The organism is Chloroflexus islandicus (assembly GCF_001650695.1).
Taxonomy (GTDB): domain Bacteria; phylum Chloroflexota; class Chloroflexia; order Chloroflexales; family Chloroflexaceae; genus Chloroflexus; species Chloroflexus islandicus.
In genome coordinates this window covers 104,227-120,999 of record NZ_LWQS01000021.1, presented here as the reverse complement: position 1 = coordinate 120,999, position 16,773 = coordinate 104,227, and the positions used below count along the sequence as shown (strand labels likewise).

At 59.0% G+C, this 16,773-nt stretch carries 13 protein-coding genes, 2 tRNA genes and 1 riboswitch; of the genes, 8 read left to right on the top strand and 7 right to left on the bottom strand.

Going from position 1 to position 16,773, the window contains the following annotated elements:
• Nucleotides 1–212, top strand: a 212-nt coding sequence (locus A6A03_RS20560) for a hypothetical protein (RefSeq protein ID WP_172812267.1), incomplete at its 5' end; no start/stop codon positions are given.
• A 151-nt stretch (nt 213–363) separates the two neighbouring features.
• On the opposite strand, the gene A6A03_RS19910 is transcribed toward A6A03_RS20560, so the two are convergent.
• The 4 genes from A6A03_RS19910 to A6A03_RS00955 form a co-directional block, all read right to left on the bottom strand.
• Nucleotides 364–918 (bottom strand): REP-associated tyrosine transposase, encoded by a 555-nt coding sequence (locus A6A03_RS19910; protein ID WP_076798196.1) that lies wholly within the window; start codon nt 916–918, stop codon nt 364–366.
• Between the two features lie 212 nt (nt 919–1,130).
• Entirely contained in the window at nt 1,131–1,382 is a 252-nt protein-coding gene (locus tag A6A03_RS00965; protein ID WP_066782684.1) for a hypothetical protein, read from the bottom strand.
• Nucleotides 1,383–1,521: 139 nt separating this feature from the next.
• Complete coding sequence (locus A6A03_RS00960) at nt 1,522–2,187, bottom strand: hypothetical protein (RefSeq protein ID WP_066782682.1); 666 nt, start codon at nt 2,185–2,187, stop codon at nt 1,522–1,524.
• A 536-nt stretch (nt 2,188–2,723) separates the two neighbouring features.
• The gene (locus A6A03_RS00955) at nt 2,724–4,115 is read right to left on the bottom strand and encodes a selenium-binding family protein (protein WP_076798194.1); all 1,392 of its coding nucleotides are present in this window, start codon (nt 4,113–4,115) and stop codon (nt 2,724–2,726) included.
• A 1,207-nt stretch (nt 4,116–5,322) separates the two neighbouring features.
• Here A6A03_RS00955 and A6A03_RS00950 point away from each other — a divergent pair.
• The 5 genes from A6A03_RS00950 (at nt 5,323) to A6A03_RS00930 (ending at nt 13,098) form a co-directional block, all read left to right on the top strand.
• Nucleotides 5,323–5,790, top strand: coding sequence for a DUF6992 family protein (locus tag A6A03_RS00950; protein ID WP_245668745.1), 468 nt, complete (start codon nt 5,323–5,325; stop codon nt 5,788–5,790).
• Entirely contained in the window at nt 5,787–6,854 is a 1,068-nt protein-coding gene (locus tag A6A03_RS00945) for a class I SAM-dependent methyltransferase (protein ID WP_066782696.1), read from the top strand. Before A6A03_RS00950 ends, A6A03_RS00945 begins: the two co-directional genes overlap by 4 nt.
• Nucleotides 6,855–7,300: 446 nt before the next feature.
• Nucleotides 7,301–8,473 carry a GNAT family N-acetyltransferase gene (locus A6A03_RS00940; RefSeq protein ID WP_066782680.1) on the top strand — a complete coding sequence of 391 codons (1,173 nt, stop codon included), beginning with the start codon at nt 7,301–7,303 and terminating at the stop codon, nt 8,471–8,473.
• Nucleotides 8,474–9,209: 736 nt separating this feature from the next.
• Nucleotides 9,210–9,294, top strand: a riboswitch (cyclic di-GMP riboswitch).
• 360 nt (nt 9,295–9,654) lie between these two features.
• Nucleotides 9,655–11,700, top strand: coding sequence for a S8 family serine peptidase (locus A6A03_RS00935; RefSeq protein WP_066782678.1), 2,046 nt, complete (start codon nt 9,655–9,657; stop codon nt 11,698–11,700).
• A gap of 246 nt (nt 11,701–11,946) precedes the next feature.
• Nucleotides 11,947–13,098: a glycosyltransferase family 4 protein gene (locus A6A03_RS00930; protein WP_483772861.1), complete on the top strand. Its 1,152-nt coding sequence runs from the start codon at nt 11,947–11,949 to the stop codon at nt 13,096–13,098.
• Between the two features lie 140 nt (nt 13,099–13,238).
• Here A6A03_RS00930 and lgt read toward each other — a convergent pair whose 3' ends face one another.
• The 3 genes from lgt to A6A03_RS00915 all read right to left on the bottom strand — a co-directional run bounded on the left by lgt (nt 13,239) and on the right by A6A03_RS00915 (nt 16,315).
• Nucleotides 13,239–14,126: a prolipoprotein diacylglyceryl transferase gene (gene lgt / locus A6A03_RS00925; RefSeq protein ID WP_066782674.1), complete on the bottom strand. Its 888-nt coding sequence runs from the start codon at nt 14,124–14,126 to the stop codon at nt 13,239–13,241.
• A gap of 72 nt (nt 14,127–14,198) precedes the next feature.
• Nucleotides 14,199–14,963, bottom strand: a complete 765-nt coding sequence (gene purQ, locus A6A03_RS00920; protein ID WP_066782672.1) for a phosphoribosylformylglycinamidine synthase I — start codon at nt 14,961–14,963, stop codon at nt 14,199–14,201.
• Complete coding sequence (locus A6A03_RS00915) at nt 14,954–16,315, bottom strand: protein kinase domain-containing protein (protein WP_066782670.1); 1,362 nt, start codon at nt 16,313–16,315, stop codon at nt 14,954–14,956. Before A6A03_RS00915 ends, purQ begins: the two co-directional genes overlap by 10 nt.
• A 135-nt stretch (nt 16,316–16,450) precedes the next feature.
• Between A6A03_RS00915 and A6A03_RS00910 the strand changes: the two genes are divergently transcribed.
• A tRNA-Leu gene (locus tag A6A03_RS00910) sits at nt 16,451–16,538 on the top strand.
• A 13-nt stretch (nt 16,539–16,551) separates the two neighbouring features.
• Nucleotides 16,552–16,628, top strand: a tRNA-Pro gene (locus A6A03_RS00905).
• Nucleotides 16,629–16,773: the final 145 nt, after the last annotated feature.

Here is a 16,773-nt window from a genome sequence, read left to right as displayed (position 1 = left end):
CGGTTCAAGGGCGGACAGAACATCTGTGCGGCGCCCGGCCCTTGAGGGCTGGGCTATGCTTACGAAGCCTGCTGCGCACCCTGCTCGCCCTGCACCTCGACCAGATCGAACGCCGCATCGCCCCGCCGTGGCGCAATGCCCAGCGACGCTGGCAACGCTGGCGCGAACTGGCGTTGTTGTTGGCCCGGCTGTGGTGGCAATGGCAACGGTGAGGGGGAGGGGTACTAGGGACTGCGGCAGTTGCCCTGCCGCAGCCCCCAATACCTAGCGCTTCGCCTATGGATTGCGGCAGTGAAACTGCCGCAAGTTCCAATGCCTCATGCTTGTGAATCCATCATCTATGCGCAAATAGACAACTCAATCTCAACCATCTACTTCAGGCACATTCACTCGATCAAAAGGCGTCTCCTCGACTTTTCGACGAAATTCATCACTCGTATGCTGCCTAAACCAAGCTGCTGAGCAGAAAGGGTATTCCTCAGCTACAGAAACAAGACCACGTTTGACAGGATTATGATGCACGTAGTTTAGGCGCGCATAATAGCTTCTTTCGTATGTAAGGCACGTATCCCAATATTGAAACCAAACTTTTCTTCCCGGCGTTCGGTCAATTTTATTTACCAATATCGCAGCCTGATTGTGTAGCCGCTGAATCAACCGGCTCAGCGACTGGCCATTCTCTGAAGCATGAGCGATAAAATGATAGTGATTAGCAAATAGCGCCCAAGCTTGGAGTTCCCACTGATAAGCTGATATAACATCAAACAAGACGTTCTGAAGCGTTGTAAGTTTGGCGGCGGTATCGAAAATATGCTGTTTGTGGAACGTTGAGGCCGTGACAATATAGGTAGCATTTGGTACAAATAAGTGGAGCGGACTATGTGGCCATGTACTTTCCGACAAGTTATTCTCACGCATATCACCTCCTCATCTATGGAGTGCGGCAGTGTAACTGCCGCACTCCAAACCTATTAAGCAAGAACAATCTCCACCCAGAACATTCGCTCAGTCACCCAAAACCTCTACGCCTGCAGATTGTGTTCACAATAAATACCCACTCTAGTATGAGTGGCTAATGTTTCTCTCGGTAATGATTGTTGCGCCACTCTAGTCGCTTGGATAGCACTACATTATTGTAATGTTTCGATAAGGAGGCAGTCCAAAGCAATGATCGCAAAACCTGAATACAGTCTTATGTCTTTATCATGATGTTCCATCAATGCTCGCGCAGGTTTGGTAAATCGCTCCATTCGTTTCCGAAACATTGTGGTCGCTTCCTGCCAAGCACCAACATCGCTTTGCGGCGACAGCTTTAGTGCTTGCCAGTCGGTATTCTTTACACCGGGCGCTATTTCAAACTCGTTGTGGGGGTTGTTAGCCATGAGTAACCTCCTTGCTGCAAGGGGTTTACAAGGATGCTTTGCAATGCGGTAGGTACAGATGGAAACACGCGGCTCATACAACGGGGCTTGCGGCAGTGTACTGCCGCAAGCCATAGTAGCACAAGTTAGGATCGATCACTCACCCCATCCCCCACACCCCCAATCCAATCGCAATCACGCCGGTCATAGCTAGCACCGTCACCCACACCAGATCGGTATTGATCCATGCCCGGCGCAAAATTTCAAGCCCGACCACGTAGTAGACGATCAGCGCAATCGCGGCCATCGCCGCAAACATACCGGCGGTATGCACCACCACCGCCAGCGTCGCGCCCAGCATCGAGTTGGCGATCGTTGGTGCGTGTTGCATGTGATCGTGGTGCGCGTGCTGCGCCGCCGGCCCCATCGCCACCAGCAGCGGCGCAACCATCAACCCGGCGCCGTGCGCGCTCGCCATCAAGAACGACCACCACGCCAATTCACCCGCGCTGGCCCGGAAGCGGGTGGTGGGATGGCGGAAACGGGCCAGCAGCCGCCAGCCGCTAAACCCCAGCAAGACCACGCCGGTCAGCACGAGTAAGAGATTGGTCGGCAAGGCATATCCGATCAGCGCCGTCACAAAGGCCGCCAGCGCAATCGCGGCGGCATGGCCGATCGCAATCGGCCACAGCGCATAGATCACCGCCTGCGCCCGGCCCTCCTGCAAGCCTAAGCCGGTAGCGAACAACCACCCCATCGCCGGGTTGAGACCGTGGAACAAACCGAGGCCAAATAATGACCCCCAGAGCCATGCTGTCTGATCCACTTGCTACCTCCAAAGGGTCTATGGGTGCCAATCGCTTGTTCGTTGGCTCATTCGCTCGCTTCCCTCATCGCCATTGCGTCCCCGGTTGTCATTGCGAGCCGAGCGCAGCGAGGCGAAGCAATCTCCCCCGATAGCGGATAACGCCCCTTTAGGCGTCGTTGCCACTTGAGATGAGAGGAGGTAAACACTCGTCTCGCTCCCAAGGGGATACAACCCTCACCCCCTACCCCTCTCCCGCTGATGCGGGAGAGGGGCGCTGCTGCATTCCGCACCTGCAACCCCTTGCCCGCCATCAGGTGGGAGAGGGTAAACAGTTGATCGCTGGGATCATTATCAAACCCTTTGCGTTCGCTGCGATCTTCGCGTCTTTGCGTTTCACCCCTTTGCACACTTTGCGTCTGTGTCTAGCACCCCTCCCCCAGCGGGGGAGGGGCACGGGGTGGGGACCACTCTCCTCCCCCGGCGGGGGAGGGGCACGGGGTGGGGGCCACTCTCCTCCCCCAGCAGGCGATGACTGGACCGGGTGCCCTGCGCCATCACGGGAAGCAGTACGAATCGCTCGACGCATCGCCGCCTTGCAACCGGATCTGGTGAACACGCTGGTCGCCAAAATCGACGAAGAAGTTCGGGTCGAACTGCATCCCACCCTGCGGATCGGCGTCAACTTTCACCATCCAGCCGCGGATTCCATCCGGGTAGAACTGCTCGTCCCACGGTAGGTAGAGCGAATTAGTGAAGTAGACCCGCCGGCCATCGCGGCTCACCTCAACCATCTGCGGCCCGCCGTTGAGCGGCCCGGCTGCCGCCGGATGCCCGGCCCGCCGCACAATGCCGCCGATCTGGAGGGTGCCGGTCAGTTTCGGATTGAACGGATCGGAGACGTCGTATTGGCGCAGTTCGCCAGTGCCCCAGCACGAGACGTACAAGAAGCGATCATCAACCGTCAGGTTAATATCAGTCACCAGCGGCGGCACCGCTTTGAACGGCTTGAGAATATCGGGAAGCTCCTCTTCATTCGCCGGTTCGGCAGGAATCTCGATCACCTTGCGCACCTGCCACGAACCATTGTGCCGGTGCCACAGCCAAATCGAGGCCGAGAGGTCTTTGAGGCTGACCACGCTGTTGAGGAAGCCGTAGGCTTTGGTCGGATCGTGCGCCGGGCGCAGCTCAAGCGCCATCTGGTGCTCGGCGCCAAGGTCGAGCGTCTGCAGATGGCGCCGCCGGTGAAGATCCCAGATGTGAATGCGATGGCCGTATTTGCCGGCCAACAGCTCTTCACCGAGCACGCCATGCTCAACCATGCGCGGCGTACCCCACTCGCTGGTGATGAGCGTATCGTAGCCAAGGTGCCACCAAAAATCGTAGTGGAGGTACTGATCGGCCCGATCAATCTCCCACCGGCCCAACACCTCAAAGGTGTCGTGATCGAGAATGAAGATGCCACCCGGCCCATCGCCTTCGGGGTTGCCCAGCGCCGAGATGTAGATGCCATCTGGCCCGCAATGCACCGTATGCGGGCGCGCATAGCCGGTGCGCTCGAACAACTCGCCGGGTTCGATCACCTTCACCACGTGCGGTTTGGTTGGCTGCTCTTTGATATCGAGAATGGTGATATGCGAGCTGCGAATATCCGGCACTACCAGATAACGCCGTTCGACGTGCGGGTGCGGCGCGTTAGGGCAGAGCATCGAACTGCACGCATTCCAGCCAAAATGGTGCAGCTCGCCGCCAGTGTACGGCATCTCGGTGGCGCCAACCACCTTGCCAAAGGTTGATGATTTGGGATCGACATCGACCACGCACATTGCATCACGCTGGCCATTGCCGTGCGGGTTGAGCCGCACCACATACGCGAGCGACTCCGGCGGCGCTTTGGTCGCCATGCGCGGCGAGGGGTAAAACGTCGGATCAGGACGCCAGATAGCCACGGTGACACCTCCTTCATTGGATGAGACCCTATATCGTGGCAAGTGGGCAAGCCGTTGCCCACCGTTGACCCCTACGTCAAATCTATACTTTTCGAGCGAAAAAGTCAAGTTTCTTGGCTGCGCAGACTGTAACGCTCGCCCGCTGAATCGGTAACGCGACGTGTCCTATCCACGCCGGTTCGCTATGCTTGCGTTGTGGAAACGCGGTTTAGTTGAGAATTATTAACTCGGTGTACTGCCACTATACAACGCGCCCGGCGCTTGGTCAAGAGCAAAAAAAGCAGGGAGTGGGGAATAGGGAGGTAGGTGAGGTAGGGATAAACGTTAGCGCCTTACCTTAGCCGGTGCATACGTCATGATAAGAATAGAGAGGCTACTGGACCACATCTACTCACCTCCGCCGCGGGCGAGCCGCCCGCGCTCCTTTCAACTGCACGGGGGCGCAGCCTGCAGCTCCTTACCTCCACCCCTTAAAGGACGAACAGAATGCGTGAGCGCAGGTGCGATTGATGGCGTTGCGATGCGCCGTTTCACCCTCACCCCCAGCCCCTCTCCCACTAGCGCGGGAGAGGGGCGCTGCTGTTTCTCGCTCTACGATGCCGTTCCCGCACATCATACGGCTCCCCCTCGCCCGCCGTCAGGTGGGAGAGGGGGCCGGGGGGTGAGGGCACCCCTCCCCCAGCGGGGGAGGGGCAAGGGGTGGGGGCACTTAAACGGCCCTCCCCGTGAACGAGCACCTCCCTCCCGTAGCGGGTTCAAGGACGAACAGAATGCGTGAGCGCAGGTGCGATTGATAGCGTTGCGATGCGCCGTTTCACCCTCACCCCCAGTCCCTCTCCCACTAGCGCGGGAGAGGGGCGCTGCTGTTTCTCGCTCTACGATGCCGTTCCCGCACATCATACGGCTCCCCCTCGCCCGCCGTCAGGTGGGCGAGGGGGCCGGGGGGTGAGGGCAAATAGTTTATCGCTGGGATCAGATCAAACCCTTTGCGTTCTCCGCGATCTTCGCGCCTTTGCGTTTCACCCCTCTGCGCCTTTGCGCGCTTGGTGTCGGTATATGGCACCCCTCCCCCAGCGGGGGAGGGGCCGGGGGTGGGGGCCAAGCCCCTCCTCCTCTCAACCTCGCAAGGCACGGGCCACCAACCCCTCCCGCACCGCCATCCCCCCAACCGGGTATAATGAACGTGAGGCGTTCTACGATAGAGGGTATGATGACCGCTATGAACGATAACTTCTTTGCCTTCCAATACCACGCCCTCAAACCGCTTGAGCGGTGGGGCGCCGGGAGCGTGATTGGCGGCGCAGTCTTATCGCTGCTGCCCGGCTTCTGGCGTCACTTCGGCCTCCAAGCGATCAGTTGGGGCGCAATCGATTGGCTGCTGGCCATTGCTGGCCGCCGGCAGGCCCTGCTCAAAGCTGAAGATTTGGTGGCCGGCGATCTTGATGAATCGGCTGCGCATGCCGCTGCCGAGCGGATGCGCACCATCTTGCTCGTCAACGCCGGTCTTGACCTGCTCTACATCGGCGCCGGTCTGTGGCTGCTGCGCGCGGCAGGCGATCGCGCCGACCGGCGCGGCATGGGAGCCGGCATCCTCGTCCAAGGTCTCTTTCTCTTGCTCTTTGATAGTATCCTCGCCGCTGAAATCAACCGGCGTTGGATCCCGCCATCGCCATGATCAACCAACGCATCTTTCCACTGTTGCAATGCCCGACCTGCCGGGTACGTCCGCTCATTGTCGAAGCCGGCGGCGTGCGTTGCCCGCGCTGCCAGACGCTCTACCCCTTCGGCGATGGCTATCTCGACCTGATGCCGCGCGGGGCCGAGTTTGATTACGTTTCTAAGTACGTCACCGACGAAGAGCAGTTGGCCGCCGAGCTTGACTACCGCGAACTTGCGCCGCCGCTGTTAGCCGCCGGCGTGCGCGACCGCACCTTGCGCCGCTTGATGCGCTGGCGCAAGAGCGATGTGGTGCTTGATAACGGCTGCGGTACCGCCAAGCATGCCGTCTGGAACGCGAAGTATGTCGGGTTGATGGTAGGTTCCGACCCGGCGACGCTCTTTGCCGATGAAGCGGTACGCACGGTGACGCTGGCCAAGGCCGATTCGCGCATGTTGCCCTTCGTTGATGGCAGCTTTGATAAGGTCTTCGCAATCGACATCCTCGAACACTTTCCGCTGCCGGTGATCGATGCCTATCTGGCCGAAACGGCCCGCGTGCTGCGCCCCGGCGGGCGCATGCTGGCCTTCTCGAACACCCGCGAACGCTCGCCGATCCAACCGGTGATCGACATTAGCCGCCATATTGGCCGCCTGTTCGTCAAAGCCGGCGTCTACGACTTCGAGCGCGAAAAGCTGCGCAAGTCCGATCACATCAAAGCGCTAGAGACGTGGGAAGACGTGCTGGCCGCCTTTGAGCGGGCCGGTCTGCGCCCGGTAAAGGTCGTCTTCTGGAACAGCCTATTTACGACCTTTGTGGAACATGTGCTCATGAAACTCGGCGAAGCGATCATCGGGCGGGTACGCGGGCGCAAGGCGGCCACCAATCTCCCGGCAAGAGTAAGCGCCGGCACAGCTCGCGAGATCCGCGCGCGCCAGCGCATGCGCGGCTATCTGCGCAAAAAAGGGCCGGTCTACTATGCCCTGATGGCCGTGACGCTGCTGATGGAGCTTGACCTCTGGCTGTTCGGCTGGATGCGCTGCGGCAGCTACTTCATTCTGGTCGAAAAGCCGCGGGGATGAGGTTAACCGCTGAGGTCTTGGAAGAATAGCCACAAAAAGACGCAAAAGACACAACAATTTTTTGTGTGTCTTGTGTCTCTTCGTGGCTATTCATCTCTCCTTCCCCAGCGGGGCCGATGACCAAGGCGCTAGGGGTGTAGGAGCATAGCCACAAAAAGACGCAAAAGACACAACAATTTTTTGTGTGTCTTGTGTCTCTTCGTGGCTATTCATCTCCCCTTCCCCAGCGGGGCCGATGACCAAGGCGCTAGGGGTGTAGGAGCATAGCCACAAAAAGACGCAAAAGACACAAGAATCTTTTTGTGTATCTTGCGTCTCTTCGTGGCTATCCGGCTCTCCTCAACTCCGATAGAGGTGGAGCTGAAAACAAAAAGCCCCAAAAGACATACAATACTTTTCGTGCCTTTTGCGTCTCTTCGCGGCTATTCAAACCATGGAGCGATCTGATGATCAGCTACCGGCAACTCACCCCAACCGATTTCGAGCAATTCTGGGCGCTTGACAGCTACGCCTTCGCCCGCCAGTACCACCGTGGCCGCTACACGCCAGACGTCATCGCCCAACTGCGCGGGTTGTTTGTCAATGGCGAGCACGTGGCCCAATTGCAAATCATGCCGTTTCAGATGCAGGCAGGCAACGGTGAATTGCCGGTTGGCGCGATCGGCAGCGTCGCGACATGGCCGCAGCACCGCCGGCGCGGCTATGCCGAGCAGCTCTTGCGCCACGCCTGCAATGAATTGCGCGAGCAAGGCGCGGTGCTGGCTCTCCTCCACCCCTTCCGCCATGACTTCTACCACCGGCTGGGTTGGGCGCTGGCCGGCGAACGGCGCTTGGTGCAGCCGGCCCCATTCCATCTGCGCGCCTTTCAGCCCGCCCCCGGCGCGTATATCCCCGCCGGCCTCACCCACATCGCCGAACTCGACGCCATCTATCGCGGCGCGTTGCGCGGACGCTACGGCCCGCTCGTGCGCCCGCCCGAATGGTGGCAGGTAGATGTCTTGCAAACGTGGGGCGGCGAACCCTACCACGCCTTCATCTGGCGCGACGAGCAAGGCAAGGGACGTTCGTACCTGATCTACCGCCTTGAACGCAGCGACAACGGCGACCGGCTAGTCTGCCGTGATATTGTCGCCCTCGACCCGTTGGCCCGCGCCCAACTCTTCGTCTTCATCGCCCGCCACGCCGATCAAATCATCGCCGCCGAGATTCCCACCCCGATTGACGCCCCGCTCAATGCGCTGCTGCCCGCGCCGGCGCCAACCACGGTGGTGCCGCTCTTTATGCAGCGCGTGCTCGATGTGAAACACCTGCTCAGTCTTTACCCCTTCGCCCCGGCTACTGGCCAGCTCACGATACAGATCGCCGACGATTGGATGCCAGATAACGCCGGACGCTACCAGCTCGCGTGGCACGATGGCCGCACCACCGTCACCCGCCTTGGCCCCGGCGAAGCGGATCTAGCCAGCACCAGCGCCACCCTCAGCCAACTCCTCAGCCGCTACCTCCGTCCACGCACTGCTGCCGCCTTCGGCGTGCTCAGCGTCAGCGACCGGCGCGCGCTGGCCCTGCTCGAACAGGCGCTGGCCGGCTTACCGCCATTCTGCGGCGATTATTGGTAATGCTATAAGCTAACAGCTTCGCCCATTTCTAGACGAGATCTAGTTACCACCACAGATCAATTTACATCTGAAATCTGAGCAAAAATTCTTTGTACTTTCATTATCGTTTCAGGATTCATTGGCACATATCGCTTCAGCCTGCTGTGGATCGGTGGCATTGGCGATCTTTTATGAATGGACATGGCAGCCCGAGCGGTGGATGTTTGCCAAGTTGTACCCTGAATATAATTAAAGACTGGCCCTCGATGATCGCTGAGGGTATCGCTTGGCAGGCTTGCCAACGTGGGTCACAATGACACAGTTCGTTCAGGTCTGAATGCTTGATGTTAGATTCAGAACACCTGCCCTGCGTACCATACCGGTTTATCACCGCAGTTGCTGCACTTGCCGGAACATGGCAACTTTCTACCGCTGTTTATTCCCCACACCTTACCCCTATTGCCCCGCCGCCTCGACATTGTGCAGGATCATTCGCAGGCATCATTTCATATTTTATACCAATTTTTAATTATTACAGTTTCGTCATCTTGCAACATAACAATACTGCAAACCTAACATCATTGACAATAACATCATGAATGTGCTAATGTACCAATGTAATCCATAACATAATTTTCTAATACGATTAAGTTCTTTAAAAATCGTATAAAACATCTCTCGCCTGCTTACTTGCTCAGAAGTAAGCTGTGAGCAAAACATAGTAAAATTTTCCGCTCACATAGGTAAGAGACGTCTTGAGATGAAATGGCAAACCCATCGTAAGGTGGGGACGCAAAGCCACAGGTCCAGTGATGCGTACACTGGACGGCTGGGATACCAAGCTCAAGCACGCACCTCCCCTTGTTGTCAGGAGAGGTATGTCGCTTTGCCCCAGCTTTGTCTACGCTGGGGTTTTCTGTTTTCTCGCGTCACCGCAGCGCTGCGGTGCATCACGTAGCCCGGCATACCACAGCTCGATGCACTTTCTGAAGGTGCCTAGCTAAGGAGGCAACCAAGAGCATCATCCAAACCTAAACCAAACTCGGCAGTCTTGAAAGGCTAACCCTATCAGCCACCAATTACTCTCGCGGCACTCGGTCTACGCCACTGCAACGGTTACGACGAGAACTTCCAGAACCCACCTCTCTCTTATTCTGGGTATGCCGCAGCAGTTTGACGGTACATCGTAGGAGCTCTCATCTATGCAAGCAACGCTCATCCAACCCTCTCGTCACAACGCTGCGATCCGCATCGGCTACCTCATCGCAGTGTTCGCCCTCCTCATCGCACTAACCCCGCGTTTGACGCTTTCATTCAATGCGGTAGCGGAAACGCGCCTGCATCCGGCCCTCGTGAATCTCGCCGCCGAACAGCCCGATCTGCCGATTCGGGTGATCGTGCAGCGCAACGCCGCTAATGCCGATCTTGAATTGTTCATTACGCAGCTCGGCGGGCAGATCGTGCGCGATTTGCACATCATCAACGCGCTGGTTGTGGAACTACCGGCGGCCAAGACCCTTGAACTGGCCAAGGCTAACGGCGTGGCTTGGATCTCGCCCGACGCGCCGGTCTGGTCGAGTTCGAGCCAACCGCACACGTTTGTGACGTGGGCCAACGCCACGACATTGAGCACTGCGGCCAACAGTGTCGACTCGCTGCTCGGGCCCAACGGCACGTTTGCCACTATTGGCCGGCAGAATGTAACCTTCTCGGACTTCAGCGCCGAGCATACCCCCGGTCACATCATTATTCGGGTTGAGGTTTTACTGCACGCGTTCGTCCCAGCCCGGCTTGGCTCCGGCAATGATCCGAAGCTCAGCATTGGCGTCGGCAACGGCACGACCAAAGCCATTACGCTGAGCCATAAGCAGTTCAATCAATTCACCGACGCTAACAACACCGGCCCGCTCGTGATCGATATTACGAAAGAGCGTGTCTGGAATTGGAGCGACTTTGATAACAATCTGCGCCTGATCCTTGATCAGAGCGGATTTAATTCATCGAGCGCAATTAATTACGATGCTATCGGCTTGCGTATTACCAGTGCGGCTGGCAGCAGCAATACCAGTGATAGCGGCGGTGACACCTCAGCGCTCGCAACCATCGATCCTAGCCAGCAGCAGAATGTATACAACGATGCTATCCGCGCAACGCAACTCTGGAACAGCAGCGCCCGCCTGCAAGGTCGTGGCGTCAGCGTCGCCGTGGTTGATAGCGGCGTGTTGAAGACCAAGGATCTAGGCAAGCGCGTGCGGGTTAACGTGAATTTTAACGCCGGCTTCCACAATGGCGCTGACCGCTACGGGCACGGCACGTTTGTCGCCGGTCTCATTGCCGGCAACGGCAACCAGTCGAATGGCAGGTATATCGGCGTGGCGCCGCGGGCCGACATCATTAACGTGCGGGTCAGTGACGATAACGGCATGTCAACCGAAGGTGATGTTGTCGCGGCCCTCCAGTGGATCAACACCAACCGGGCACGCTATAACATCCGCGTAGTCAACCTGTCGCTGAACGCCAGTATGCCGCAGTCGTATCACACGAGCGCACTGGCCGCCGCCTGCGAAATTCTGTGGTTTAACGGCATTGTGGTTGTGGTTTCGGCGGGCAATAATGGCACGGCTACCCTCTACCCGCCAGCCAACGATCCGTTCGTGATTACCGTTGGCGCGGCTGATGATCGGGGCACTGCCTCCATTCAAGATGACGTGGTTGCTTCATTCTCAGCCTACGGCGTCACCGAAGCGGGCACGGCCAAACCGGAATTGGTTGCTCCGGGACGCAATATCGTTGGCTTGCTGCCCGAAAACGATCTCCTCACGATCAGCCGCGATCGACCCAACAACCGGATCAACCGCCACTACTTCCGGATGTCCGGCACCTCGATGGCAGCTCCTATTGTCAGCGGCGCCATTGCGCTCTTACTCCAAGACGAACCAAACTTGACCCCGGATCAGGTCAAGTTCCGGCTGATGGCGACGGCGAACCGCAACTGGCCCGGCTACTCGCCTGAAACGGCTGGTGCGGGGTATCTGGATGCCTTCGCCGCGGTGAACGGTACGACAACTGAGAGTGCGAATACCGGCCTGCCCGCAAGCCAAATCCTTGTCGCCAGCGGTGCAACCCAGACGTGGGGCTCGGTCAACTGGGGCTCGGTCAACTGGGGCTCGGTCAACTGGGGTTCAGTCAACTGGGGCTCGGTCAACTGGGGTTCGGTCAACTGGGGCTCAGATTACTGGGAGGAATAACGATGGGTTCGCACACTCACGCAGCTATCACGCCGGTAGATACAAGCGTTAACTGGTCGGTCAACTGGTCGGTCAACTGGTCGGTTAACTGGTCGGTTAACTGGTCGGTTAACTGGTAATCGCTCCACGGTTGCCAGATAAGCAGAAACCGGCGGGTAAGCGGTGCAGATACGATGCTGGTCGCTTACTCGCCGGTTCTGATGTTTGCGCCATCGCTTATCAATCTCAATGATGGTCATGGACTGAATGCCATTGACACGCTCGCCAATCTGTGCCAAGATCGAGCGGTTGCGTGAAGGTTGGCCGCTGGTATGGAGTTTCATCGCTATGCTGCGCCCGCTCTATATCTCGCCGCTCGGTCGTGGCGGCGTCGATTTTGGCATTCAGAATATCACTCGCGCTGTGCAGCGCGCCGGTTTAGCGCCGCAATTGCTGCGCTTGCCAGAGTTGTACAACTTTTTACCCGTGCTCATTCCCAAGACGTTGCCCGCCGATGTGGCCCGCCGCTTCGATATTGTGCAGGGTCGCTCACGGGTCGCGTTCAGCCTGCGCGGGTATGGCCTGCCGGTGGTGACGACGGTACACCATCTCACCACCGACCCGGCCTTGCAACCCTATAGCTCGTTGGCCCAACGCCTCTTCTACCGGCTGGTCGAGTCGCGCTACGATGGCCTGTCGATCGCCTATGCCGACGCAGTGGTCTGCGTCAGCCGCTACACCCAGCGCATGGTGGAGATGACCTACGGACGTCGCGACACGGTGCTGATCTACGACGGCATTGATACTGATGTGTTCGTGCCGCCGCCGGGGATGGCCCGCCGCGACGATGGCCTGCCGCCGAGCAATGGCCGCATCCGCCTGCTCTTTGTCGGCAATCGCACCCGCCGTAAAGGGTTCGATCTGCTGCCCCGGATTATGGATCGGCTGCCAGATGACTACGTGCTCTACTATACCGGCGGTTTTCAAGGGCGCGACGCCGGCCCGCCCCATCCGCGCATGATCCCGATCGGTTCGCCTGACCGGGCCGGCTTGGTGGCGGCCTACCAAAGCTGCGACATCTTGCTCTTTCCCTCGCGGCTGGAAGGGTTTGGGATTGCCCCCGCTGAAGCGTTGGCCTGTGGCCGTCCGGTGGTGACGACCAACGTCGCCGCGTTGCCCGAAGTGGTTGACGACGGCCAGAATGGCTTTTTGGTCGCTCGCGACGATGTGGCTGGCTACGCCGAAAAAGTGCGCGTCCTCGGTGAAGACGCGGCGCTGCGCCGCCGTTTCGGCGAGCATGGGAGAGAGAAGGTTGTCGCCAATTTCGGCTACGGCCCGCTCGGCGAGGGGTTCAAGCGCCTGTACACCCGCTTGCTGAATCGTGAAGGCGCACAGGGAGCAGAGACGCAGAGGGGGTGAACGCAGAGACGCAGAGGAACGCAAAGGACGCGAAGGTTGGTGATGGGGGAGGCACAAGTACGCTTCGACCCCCAATCTCAAAATACCTCTGCGCCCTCTGCGTTCTTCGCGTCTTTGCGTTTTATGATCTCTGCGCCTTGCTATCGCGGCTCAGCCGCCATCGTGCCGGCAAATGGCCGCCGGTGGTTGAGGAAGAGCAAGATCGCGCACAGCACAATCGCGAGCACGCTCACCAACTGCGCCACCCGGATGCTGCCCTCGCACGAACCACCGACCCCGCTCGCGCACAAGCTATCGATCCGTAACCCTTCAATCCAAAACCGTCCGCTCGAATAGATAATCCCGTACAAAAACAGTAGATCACCCGGATTAAGCCGGCGCCGTTCGGGTGGCGCTAGCCGGCCAAACCGGTGGTCAAGCCAGAGAAGCACACCGACCCCGGCCAGATTCCACACCGACTCGTAGAGGAAGGTCGGGTGAAAGAGCGTGGTAATGGGATAGGTGGCGAGATCGTTATAGGGCGGTACCCGGTATTCAGGATCGATCCGCAACCCGAAGGGCAAATCAGTCGGGCGGCCATAGGCCTCTTGGTTAAAGAAGTTGCCCCATCGCCCGATGCTCTGCGCCAGCAAGAAACCGGGCACACAGACATCGAGCCAATCCCAATAGGGCAGTTTCGCGTAGCGCGTATAGATCACGGTCGAGAGCAGCGCACCGATAATCGCGCCGTGGATCGCGATCCCGCCGGTGGTGAGGTTGAACGCGCTCAGCGGGTTAGGCGCAAACCGTTCCCATTCAAAGGCAACGTAATAGATCCGCGCGCCGGCAATGCCGAGGATCAACCCTAACATCAACTGGTTCCAGACGTGATCGGGATGATAGCCGCGCGCGACGGCCCGCCGCGACGCCAGCAGGGCCGCAATCAATGCGCCGGTCATAATAATCGCGCCGTACCAGCGCACTACGATCGGGAAGCCAAACAAGGTAAAGCTAATCAAAAATGGATCGTCAGGCGGATAGAGAACCATACTTTCTCCAACATTACACGTCATCGTAGGGGCATAGCATGCTATGCCCGTAGGCATAGCGTCGCAATGCCCCTACAACGACGCTGCATAGCGCACCGCGTTGCGGAAGATTTGCAAACCGTCACCTTCGCGTCGGGAGGGTTCGCGCGTCCAGCGGGGATGCTGGTGCGGCAACACCGCATTTTCCGGGTGCGGCATGAGGCCCAACACATTGCCCTGCGCATTACACAAACCGGCGATGTTGTGCGGCGAGCCGTTGGGATTGGCTGGATAACCCTCACCCACATAGCGCAGCGCCACCAAGCCAGCAGCTTCCAATTCGTCTAACGTTGCCTGATCACGCACCGCGATCCGGCCCTCGCCGTGAGCAACCGGCACTTCGATCGGGTGTTCAATGCCACGGGTAAACAAGCAGCGGCTATTGCTTACCGCTTCCAACTGCACCCAGCGGCATTCAAACTGGCACGACTCATTCGTCGTGAGCGTGACCCGTGGCGGTTGGCGGGTTGGGCCGGGCAACAAACCGGCTTTGACCAACACCTGAAACCCGTTGCAAATCCCGATCACTGGGCGGCCATCAGCCACAAATCGCTCCAGCTCTTCGCCAAGGCGATGAATCAGATCAACCGCCAACAACCGTCCAGCGCCAAGATGATCGCCATACGAAAAGCCGCCGGGGATCACCAACAGCGCATAATCGGCCAACTTCACCGAACCTTCGGCAACCCGATTGACATGCACCCGTTCCGGGCGTGCACCGGCCAACTCACAGGCCAGCGCCGCGTCGGCATCGCGATTGATGCCGGGAGCGCGCAAAATGAGAGCTTTCAGTTCCACCGAAACTCCATCTCCACCTCACCGATCTGGATCAGATCACCCGATTTCAACCGTTGCGGCACATTCGGCGGGATCAACACCCCGTTAATCCGGGTGCCGTTGGTGCTCTTCTGATCGGTGAGGGTATAGTGATCGCCGCGCCGCTCGATAATGGCGTGCAGACGCGATGCGATCCCGCGGTCATGTTCAGCCAAATCCAATTCAGGGAAGTGAGCGCGGCGCGGATCGCGCCGGCCAATCCGCACCGGCGAGTGGTCGAGCACCATCTCCCAGTGGCGGTAAGGCGAACGGACAATCAAGCGAGCCGGCGGCACGACCGGCGCAGGCGCAGCAACCGGCCCGCCGTGCTGTAAGGCGGTACCGCAACCGGCGCAAAACCGGGCCTGCGGTTTGTTGACCCTCCCGCACTTTTCACACACCACCCCAGCCGCTGGCGCCGGCGCGACCGGCGGCGGGGCAGCCACCGGCGGTTTGACCGGCGGCGCCGGCGCCATCCGCACCGTCGGATCGACATACGGCGTCTTGAGCCGCTGATGCAGTGCCTGCTCAAGCTCGGCGCAACTGGCAAACCGCTGCTCGCGTTCAAGGCTCATCGCCCGAATAATGATCGCCTCGGTTTCCGGGGCCACCGAGCGGTTCATTCGTATGATCTCGCCGCGGCGCGGCGGCTGCAACGGGATCGGCGGCATCGCTGTCAGCAAGTGCAGCATGGTCGCCCCAAGCGCATAAATATCCGAGCGGGCATCGGTCTGCCCTTTGCCGTACTGTTCGGGTGGCGCATACCCGGCTGATCCCATCGCGATCGTGTCTTTCGACTTGCCGATCTTGTGCTTGCGAGCCACGCCAAAGTCGATCAACTTGAGCACGCCATCCGGGGTCAGAATCACATTTGGCGGTTTGAGGTCGCGGTAGATGATCGGCGGTTGGCGGGTGTGCAGATAGTGCAACACCCGGCAGAGCTGAATCCCATACCCGATTACCTGTTGTTCGAGCATCGGTGCATTCGCCTCGCGGATCATGGCTTCGAGCGTCTTGCCCGGCACAAACTCCATGATCATCGTTGGGCGACCTTCGTACTCGAACAGATCGATCACCACCGGCAGGTTCGGGAACGAGAGCGACCGCAGCAATTCAGCCTCTTGCAAAAAGAGCTGGCGCGCTTCAGCCAACTCTTCGGCAGTGACCTCACCGGCGGGCCGCATCTCTTTCAGCGCCCAAATACTGCCATCACTAGCCCGCCGCACCCGATAGACCGCACCCATCCCGCCTCGCCCAATCAGGTTGAGGATGGTGTAGGCGTCGTCAGTGCCGCGGATCGTGAGATTGTCTGCCAGCCGGTCGAGCATGAACATGGTACGTGCCGTTTGCCGATGTGCTAGGCCAATTATACCACTGTAGCCAGCGCGCTGTGTGTTAGGGGATGCTGCACCTGTGCCTCTCGTCACCTTGACGAACCGGGCAATGGCTGCTATAATCTGCGTTGTCGCGCCGAAGTGGCGGAATGGCAGACGCGGCGGTCTCAAAAACCGCTGGGGATCAACCCCCGTGTGGGTTCAAGTCCCACCTTCGGCACCACAACAAGGCATATCGGGGCGTGGCTCAGCCTGGTAGAGCGCCGCGTTCGGGTCGCGGAGGTCGGTGGTTCAAATCCACTCGCCCCGACCAGATACCAAAAGCGTCTGTGCGATGGCACAGACGCTTTTGGTTTATGCTCGGCCCTCAATAACATCACTCCTGCCCCTACCGCAAAGCGAGCCAAGACGCAGAGTATTTACACGCAAAGGCGCTAAGGGCGCAGAGATTTTTTGGG

Coding starts and splice junctions, on each gene's coding strand:
- A6A03_RS00915 (WP_066782670.1), bottom strand. CDS start 16,315: ATGTTCATGCTCGACCGGCTGGCAGACAATCTCACGATCCGCGGCACT.
- A6A03_RS00965 (WP_066782684.1), bottom strand. CDS start 1,382: ATGGCTAACAACCCCCACAACGAGTTTGAAATAGCGCCCGGTGTAAAG.
- A6A03_RS19910 (WP_076798196.1), bottom strand. CDS start 918: ATGCGTGAGAATAACTTGTCGGAAAGTACATGGCCACATAGTCCGCTC.
- A6A03_RS00950 (WP_245668745.1), top strand. CDS start 5,323: ATGATGACCGCTATGAACGATAACTTCTTTGCCTTCCAATACCACGCC.
- A6A03_RS00930 (WP_483772861.1), top strand. CDS start 11,947: ATGCCATTGACACGCTCGCCAATCTGTGCCAAGATCGAGCGGTTGCGT.
- A6A03_RS00945 (WP_066782696.1), top strand. CDS start 5,787: ATGATCAACCAACGCATCTTTCCACTGTTGCAATGCCCGACCTGCCGG.
- A6A03_RS00940 (WP_066782680.1), top strand. CDS start 7,301: ATGATCAGCTACCGGCAACTCACCCCAACCGATTTCGAGCAATTCTGG.
- A6A03_RS00935 (WP_066782678.1), top strand. CDS start 9,655: ATGCAAGCAACGCTCATCCAACCCTCTCGTCACAACGCTGCGATCCGC.
- lgt (WP_066782674.1), bottom strand. CDS start 14,126: ATGGTTCTCTATCCGCCTGACGATCCATTTTTGATTAGCTTTACCTTG.